Here is a 6,017-nt window from a genome sequence, read left to right as displayed (position 1 = left end):
GTACATGTGTTCCGCCGGGTCGGCCATCTGCCCATGCTTGAGACTCCGCGCAAATCTGCCGCCGTGCTGGAGCACTTTGTCGAACGCCATGCCCGCTGACACCGGGGCAACCGGTGTATCGGGTCAGTCGGGCCAGTTGGCCCGACCGGCCCTGGCTGCCGTCAGACCAGCCATGGGAATGCTCAGCCACGCCGGCATAATCCCTCAACATCACCGATCCATTACATAACAACAACGGTACTGAACGAGGAAACCCATGCGCGCCTCCGTCTCGACTGCTCAGGATCTGGGTATGCCGGCCATCTACCTGCACACCCTGGCCGGATTGCTCCACAGGATTGGCGTCGACGAACAGGATCTTCTGCTCCGCGTCGGCCTGGACCCCACCCGCCTGAACTGTCCGGAACTCAGGGTAAGCCAGGCCCAGGCCAGCGAGTTTGTCACCCGCGCCATCATCGAGAGCGGTGAACCGGGTCTGGGTATCCTGCTGGCCCGGGAAATGAAACTGCCCCTGCACGGCACCCTCGGTACGGCGGTGATGAGCAGCCGGACCCTGAGGGACGCCCTGGAGCTGGTGACCCGTTACCTGACCCTGCGCGCACCGCACCTGAAGGTGAACCGGCACCGGCTCGAGGGTCATGCCCGCTATACCGTGTCCTGTGACGTCGATATGGGGCCCCTGCAGGGCTTTATCCTCGATGCGACCCTGTTCGGTTGCGTATTCATGGGGGCCCAGCTGACGGGCACGCCGGTGGACGGCACCCGGATAGTCAGGCGCGGCCCGGAACCCCACTATTTCCCGAGGTTCCGCCAGGTCATCCCGGTGCCCGTGGAGTACGAAGCCCGGGAAGACGCTCTCATCATTCCCGAAAGCCGGCTGGCCCTGCCGATCCGGTTCACCAACGACCAGCTGGCTGCCGCCTCCCGGGCCCAGTGCGAAGAGGCCCTGCAACGCCTGACCGAGGACGCCTGCTTCGCCAGCCGGGTCCGACGGGTGATTGAAACCAGCCATCCGTTTCCACCCAAACTGGCTCGCGTGGCCGGCACGTTGTTTGTCTCGGAACGGACCCTGAAACGTCGTTTGCAGGAGGAGGATGCCAGCTTCCAGAACCTGGTGGACCAGGTCCGGCTGGAACGGGCGGGGGAACTGCTGACAAGCACCGGCATGAACCTGAGCCAGATTGCCGATGCCCTCGGCTATGCCGACGCCGCCAATTTCACCCGGGCGTTCAAACGCTGGACCGGCATCAGCCCGAGCCAGTACCGCAACAAGGCGCTCCGGCCCGTGGCCACGGCCTGAATCAGTCGATCCCGATGATCTTGTGCATCTGCAGGGTCAGGCGCCAGCGGGGGTGGGTCAGGCAGTAATCAGTGGCCTTGCGGGTGTTGCTCTGCTTGACCGGATCCTCACCGGTCGCTGGCAGGCTCGGGGAAGCCATGGGAGACAGGAAGTAGTGCCGGGCCCGGATATGCTCGAACCGCTCCGGCATGGCCAGCGGCTGGGGATACACCAGCTTGAACTCATCGCAGGCTTCGATAACCACCGGCGCATCCGCCTTGGGGCTGACACACAACCAGTCGATGCCTGCCGGCGCCGGCAGGGTGCCGTTGGTCTCCACGCCGACTTCAAAACCCGCGTGGTGGAAAGCGTCGATCAGGGTTTCGTCCAGCTGCAGCAGGGGCTCGCCGCCAGTGCACACCACGTAGGGCCGGCCCGGGGTGTCGGGCCACAGACTGCGGATATGCCGGGCCAGGTCATCCGCGGTTTCAAACCGGCCGCCATTCTGGCCATTGGTGCCGACAAAGTCGGTATCACAGAAATCGCACACCGCGCTGGCGCGATCCTTTTCCCGGCCGGTCCACAGGTTGCACTTGCTGAACCGGCAGAAGACCGCCGCCCGGCCCGCCTGGGCCCCTTCCCCCTGGAGCGTGTAGAACGCCTCTTTGACCCGGTACATCAGACCTGCTCCTCGTATTCCAGGGGATCGGCCACGCCATTGGCAGCAAAGGCCTCGAGCCGTTCCACGCAGGAACCGCAGCGGCCGCAGGCCTTGTCGCGGCCGTTGTAACAGGTCCAGGTCAGGCCGTAGTCCAGGCCGAGCTTCAGCCCCTCGGACAGGATTTCCCCCTTGTCCATCCGGATGAACGGCGCCTCGATAGCCACCGGCTCGTAATTGGCCACGCGGCACACCGCATCCATCTTCTCGACAAATTCCGGGCGGCAATCCGGATAGATGGCGTGGTCCCCGCCGTGGGCACCAAACCATACCGCGGAGGCACCCACCGTCACGGCATAACCGGTGGCCAGGGACAGCAGGATCATGTTGCGGTTGGGCACCACAGTCGCCTTCATGCTGTCCTCCTCGTAGTGGCCCTCCGGCACCTCGACGTCGGAGGTCAGGGAAGACCCGCTCATGACTTCGGACATGGCGCGGATGTCGATTTCCTTGTGGGGAATGCCCAGGTCCGCGCATACCTGCCGGGCGCAGTCCAGTTCGCGGACATGACGCTGGCCGTAGTTGAAGGACAGGGCATGAACCTTATAGCCACGGGCCCGCGCCAGATGCAGCAGGGTGAAGGAGTCCATGCCTCCGGAATAGATTACAACCACGGTTTCAGTCATTCAGGCTCCCACAAGTTTCCGGGACAACAACGGTGTGTCATCGGGGTTTTACATTGAGTGGACATATTGTAACAGTGGACGGACAGGTTGGGTTCGCGTCTCGGGTACGGGCCGGGTAAACTCAACGAAAAACAACGCAGCAATGACCCTGACACCATGACCAGCGAATTCACTCCGGCATTCATCGATTTCGAGGCTTCGAGCCTGGATCTGATTGCGAGCTACCCGATCGAGGTGGGTATCTGCATGCCGGGTGGAGAGCTTCACAGCTGGCTGATCCGACCCCACGTACTCTGGCAGGACTGGTCACCAAGCGCGGAACAGATTCACGGCATCTCCCGGGACACCCTGAACGAGGAAGGCAAGGCGGTGGAGGAAGTGGCCCACGAGCTGAACCGTCTACTGCCGGAGCAGGTGTTCTGTGACGCCTGGACCTTCGACAGCTTCTGGCTGCACCGGCTGTTCCGGGCCGCGAGTATGCAGCCCGAATTCCAGCTGGAGTCAATCTCCATGCTGCTGAACAGCCAGCAGGTCCGGTTGTGGTCGGGCGTGCGCCAGCAGGTAATCTCGGAACTGGGATTACCGGTTCACCGGGCGGCCAACGACGCCCTCATCCTGCACAAGACCTGGCGACAGATTATTTTCCAGGACGAAGCCGCACTGCAATGAACTGCAGGCCGTCCTTGAGGGTATGCAGGGTCCAGTAGGTTGCCACGGCCATCAGTGCCGCGCCGGCAACGGTAAAGCTCAGGTCATCCCCTACAATCTTGTCCTGGGCCAGCACCATGTAAACCGCCAGGGCGGCGATCAGTGCAATTTCAACGATAAAGTCAGAACGGAACTTGTTTCTGGCAGATCCGGGTTCGTCGGGCATTTGCTTAGGTTTCAACCTCTGTATTCACGATAACTTGATTGACAGGTTAGTGTGCAAATTATCGCCAATCCGGACTGATCGTTCTGTACGAAGTAGTGGCTACGAACTTTCCGAGATGCCAAAAAAAACGCAGCCAAGACGGCTGCGTAGAAAGGAGAGATCCATTGATACCCGACTCGGCAGGTATCGCGGATTGCACAACGTAAAAACACGTGACGCTGCGAATTATGAGCTTGGCGGCCGCGCCCGTCTGTACGGGTTTGCCGAAGCCAGCGGGCTCTTGCAAACCGTCCGATAGCCTATACACTGAGAAGTGAACCGAAACCAAAGAGCCGGTATGACCAGGATGATTTTACAGTTCATTGTTTACCCAGCCGCTGATTGCCAGAACGGGCAGTCTGCGCGCGCCATGGTGAAAGACATCTAACGGCTTTCGGTCAGTCCCGGGAGCCTTCGCAGCGACCGGGTCAGGTTCTCCGCCAAACCCCGGTTGCCTTCGGCTCCGGGGTTTTTGTTTTTGCAGCCGCAAAACGACAAGGAGAACATCATGAAAAGACGTCCGACAACACGTGCGGCAAACCAGCCGATGGGCAACCGCCAGGGCCCGATCAAGCGCCCGGAAAAACTGCCGCTGCTGGATGCGATCTGCAAGAAGCTGAACCAACGCGTCAATCTGGATGACGAGCAGAGGGTGCTTGGACTGTATGAGCGGGGCTGGATCTTCAATGGTGTGCTGGCCAACCTCAGTGGCGCCGAAGCCCGGTATGTGCGGGCACTGGCCACCCGCTACAACTCCTGGATTGCCCGCCAGGTAGCCTGAGCAGGCAGCCAGCCCGAAGCGGAAAGTCTGAACCGGTCAATGTTGCCGGTTCAGCCCCTCCTGCATCGCCATCTCACCACCGTGGACCACCGCGTAGTTATTGATCACATCATGTACCTTGTCCTGGGAGTAGGGCTTGACCACGTAGCCGTTGGCACCGGCACTGATCGCCCGCTGGATACTGTCGATGGAATCGTCCGCTGTCACCAGCACGATGTGCTGCTCTTCCCGCCGCTGCTTGAACTGCTGCATCAGTTCGTGACCATCACCATCCGGCAATCCAAGATCCAGCAGGATGATGTGGTACTCGCGGGCGTCGAACGCCTGCCTCGCTGAAACTCCATCCACCGCCTCGGTCACTTCCGTTGCACCGGCCCGGTAGAGCATTTCCACCAGGCGTTCCCGCATCAGGGGCTCGTCTTCCACAACCAGAACTTTCAGATCCGTCATCGGTTTTCTCCACTGATTCCTTGGCTGTACCGTGTATTACAAATTGCCGGCTACAGCCGGTCATTGCCGGTCCGTCGGGGCAGGTCCAGGGGTGCCGGTCGGGGCCTGCTGTCCTGCTCCGGGCTGTCCGCCGGCCGGCCATCGTCCTGACCCAATGCCAATGCTTCGGTACCGAACCGGGTCAGGAGGTTGCTGATGCTCACCGCGGTGCTGTAAAGCGATATGGCGATGATTAGCAGGACCGGCTGCACGAAGGCAACAAAACCGGGCACATCCTCGTTACCAACGATACTCAGCATCAGGATAATGGAAGGACCGAGCACCACGAACAGGGTCAGGGCAATAAAGAAGACAATTCGCTCCTTGTAGCGTCCCAGCTCCCGGTTGGTCACCAGGCCCAGGACAAACTTGCCGATCGCCAGGCCCGCCAGGATGGCGGCGGCAATGCTCAGGTCGGGCTCCATCAGGGTGTCATACAGCCTCCCGTCCCAGAGCCGTTGCATACCGATCACCAGGAAGGGAAAGAGCACAAACAGGATATCGGCGTAGGTTCCGTACATCATACTCAGGGAGTGCTGTTCACTGCGTTGGGGCGACCTGTCTGTCATGGCATATTCCTGTTGTTACTGTTTTCGGAGACAAGGGGCGATGTCGCCGTAGCCCCACGGGCACGGTCTATCATTGCATCGAGTGCGGCCAGCTCACTGCGAACCCTGTCCCAGTCCGGATCGCCATCGTCCTTCAGCAGGGCTTCAAGGATCCCGGCCTGCCGGGTCATCGCCGGGTATCCCATGGCGCCGGCGGTCCCCTTGATCTGGTGCGCCTCGGTACGCAGGGCGTCGGCCTGTCTGCCCGCAAGGGCTCCTGCCATCAGCTGTTTGCGCTGGGCCAGGCCCTCCAGAAAGCGGGCCACGAGCGCAGCAATTTCCCGGTCTTCGGACGGCTCCTGAACCTCCCGGCCGGCACTGCCAAGATAACGGGCCAGGATGGTCTCCAGGCGGGACTGGTCTATCGGTTTATTCAACACCCCGTCACAGCCGGCTGCAAGCAGGGCATCGGTTTCCTGCTGATCCCCTGCGGTAAAGGCCATGATCGGGCGCCGGAAGCCAGCCTGGCGAAGCAGCTTTGTCGCTTCAACGCCATCCAGCCCCGGCATGTGCCGGTCCATCAGCACCAGCTGCACGGTGTCCGATAGCGCCGTGCGTACCGCCTGGTCTCAGGCACTGACGGCGATCACCTCCAGGCCCAGT

The 6,017-nt window shown here is 61.4% G+C and carries 8 protein-coding genes and 1 pseudogene; 3 read left to right on the top strand and 6 right to left on the bottom strand.

From position 1 onward, the window contains the following. The first annotated feature begins 256 nt into the window (after positions 1-256). Positions 257-1,300, top strand: coding sequence for an AraC family transcriptional regulator (locus ACESMW_RS18155; RefSeq protein ID WP_372988383.1), 1,044 nt, complete (start codon positions 257-259; stop codon positions 1,298-1,300). Between the two features lies 1 nt (position 1,301). Here ACESMW_RS18155 and queE read toward each other — a convergent pair whose 3' ends face one another. Both queE and queC read right to left on the bottom strand, forming a co-directional pair. After that, complete coding sequence (gene queE / locus ACESMW_RS18150) at positions 1,302-1,958, bottom strand: 7-carboxy-7-deazaguanine synthase (RefSeq protein ID WP_372988382.1); 657 nt, start codon at positions 1,956-1,958, stop codon at positions 1,302-1,304. Further along, positions 1,958-2,623: a 7-cyano-7-deazaguanine synthase QueC gene (queC, locus tag ACESMW_RS18145; protein ID WP_372988381.1), complete on the bottom strand. Its 666-nt coding sequence runs from the start codon at positions 2,621-2,623 to the stop codon at positions 1,958-1,960. The genes queE and queC overlap by 1 nt, the downstream gene beginning before the upstream one ends. A 156-nt stretch (positions 2,624-2,779) precedes the next feature. Between queC and ACESMW_RS18140 the strand changes: the two genes are divergently transcribed. Next, positions 2,780-3,292: a hypothetical protein gene (locus ACESMW_RS18140; protein WP_372988380.1), complete on the top strand. Its 513-nt coding sequence runs from the start codon at positions 2,780-2,782 to the stop codon at positions 3,290-3,292. On the opposite strand, the gene ACESMW_RS18135 is transcribed toward ACESMW_RS18140, so the two are convergent. After that, a complete protein-coding gene (locus tag ACESMW_RS18135; RefSeq protein WP_091998637.1) occupies positions 3,261-3,497 on the bottom strand; it encodes a hypothetical protein in 237 nt (78 codons plus the stop codon). The genes ACESMW_RS18140 and ACESMW_RS18135 overlap by 32 nt on opposite strands. 547 nt (positions 3,498-4,044) lie before the next feature. On the opposite strand from ACESMW_RS18135, the gene ACESMW_RS18130 reads away from it, so the two are divergent. Continuing rightward, positions 4,045-4,317 (top strand): hypothetical protein, encoded by a 273-nt coding sequence (locus ACESMW_RS18130; protein WP_091998635.1) that lies wholly within the window; start codon positions 4,045-4,047, stop codon positions 4,315-4,317. A gap of 36 nt (positions 4,318-4,353) precedes the next feature. On the opposite strand, the gene ACESMW_RS18125 is transcribed toward ACESMW_RS18130, so the two are convergent. The 3 genes and pseudogenes from ACESMW_RS18125 to ACESMW_RS18115 form a co-directional block, all read right to left on the bottom strand. Next, a complete protein-coding gene (locus ACESMW_RS18125; protein WP_372988379.1) occupies positions 4,354-4,767 on the bottom strand; it encodes a response regulator in 414 nt (137 codons plus the stop codon). Between the two features lie 50 nt (positions 4,768-4,817). Beyond that, positions 4,818-5,375, bottom strand: coding sequence for a hypothetical protein (locus ACESMW_RS18120; RefSeq protein WP_372988378.1), 558 nt, complete (start codon positions 5,373-5,375; stop codon positions 4,818-4,820). After that, positions 5,372-5,968: pseudogene (locus tag ACESMW_RS18115) on the bottom strand (Hpt domain-containing protein); the annotation flags it as partial. The gene ACESMW_RS18120 and the pseudogene ACESMW_RS18115, both read right to left, overlap by 4 nt. Positions 5,969-6,017 lie beyond the last annotated feature (49 nt).

Source organism: Marinobacter sp., assembly GCF_041690455.1.
GTDB lineage: Bacteria > Pseudomonadota > Gammaproteobacteria > Pseudomonadales > Oleiphilaceae > Marinobacter.
Note: the sequence above shows the minus strand (reverse complement) of the source record. Positions and strands in the feature narration are given on the sequence as shown.

Excerpts from the sequence above, each read along its gene's own strand:
- queC (WP_372988381.1), bottom strand. The coding sequence starts at position 2,623 with ATGACTGAAACCGTGGTTGTAATCTATTCCGGAGGCATGGACTCCTTC.
- ACESMW_RS18155 (WP_372988383.1), top strand. The coding sequence starts at position 257 with ATGCGCGCCTCCGTCTCGACTGCTCAGGATCTGGGTATGCCGGCCATC.
- queE (WP_372988382.1), bottom strand. The coding sequence starts at position 1,958 with ATGTACCGGGTCAAAGAGGCGTTCTACACGCTCCAGGGGGAAGGGGCC.
- ACESMW_RS18130 (WP_091998635.1), top strand. The coding sequence starts at position 4,045 with ATGAAAAGACGTCCGACAACACGTGCGGCAAACCAGCCGATGGGCAAC.
- ACESMW_RS18140 (WP_372988380.1), top strand. The coding sequence starts at position 2,780 with ATGACCAGCGAATTCACTCCGGCATTCATCGATTTCGAGGCTTCGAGC.
- ACESMW_RS18125 (WP_372988379.1), bottom strand. The coding sequence starts at position 4,767 with ATGACGGATCTGAAAGTTCTGGTTGTGGAAGACGAGCCCCTGATGCGG.
- ACESMW_RS18120 (WP_372988378.1), bottom strand. The coding sequence starts at position 5,375 with ATGACAGACAGGTCGCCCCAACGCAGTGAACAGCACTCCCTGAGTATG.
- ACESMW_RS18135 (WP_091998637.1), bottom strand. The coding sequence starts at position 3,497 with ATGCCCGACGAACCCGGATCTGCCAGAAACAAGTTCCGTTCTGACTTT.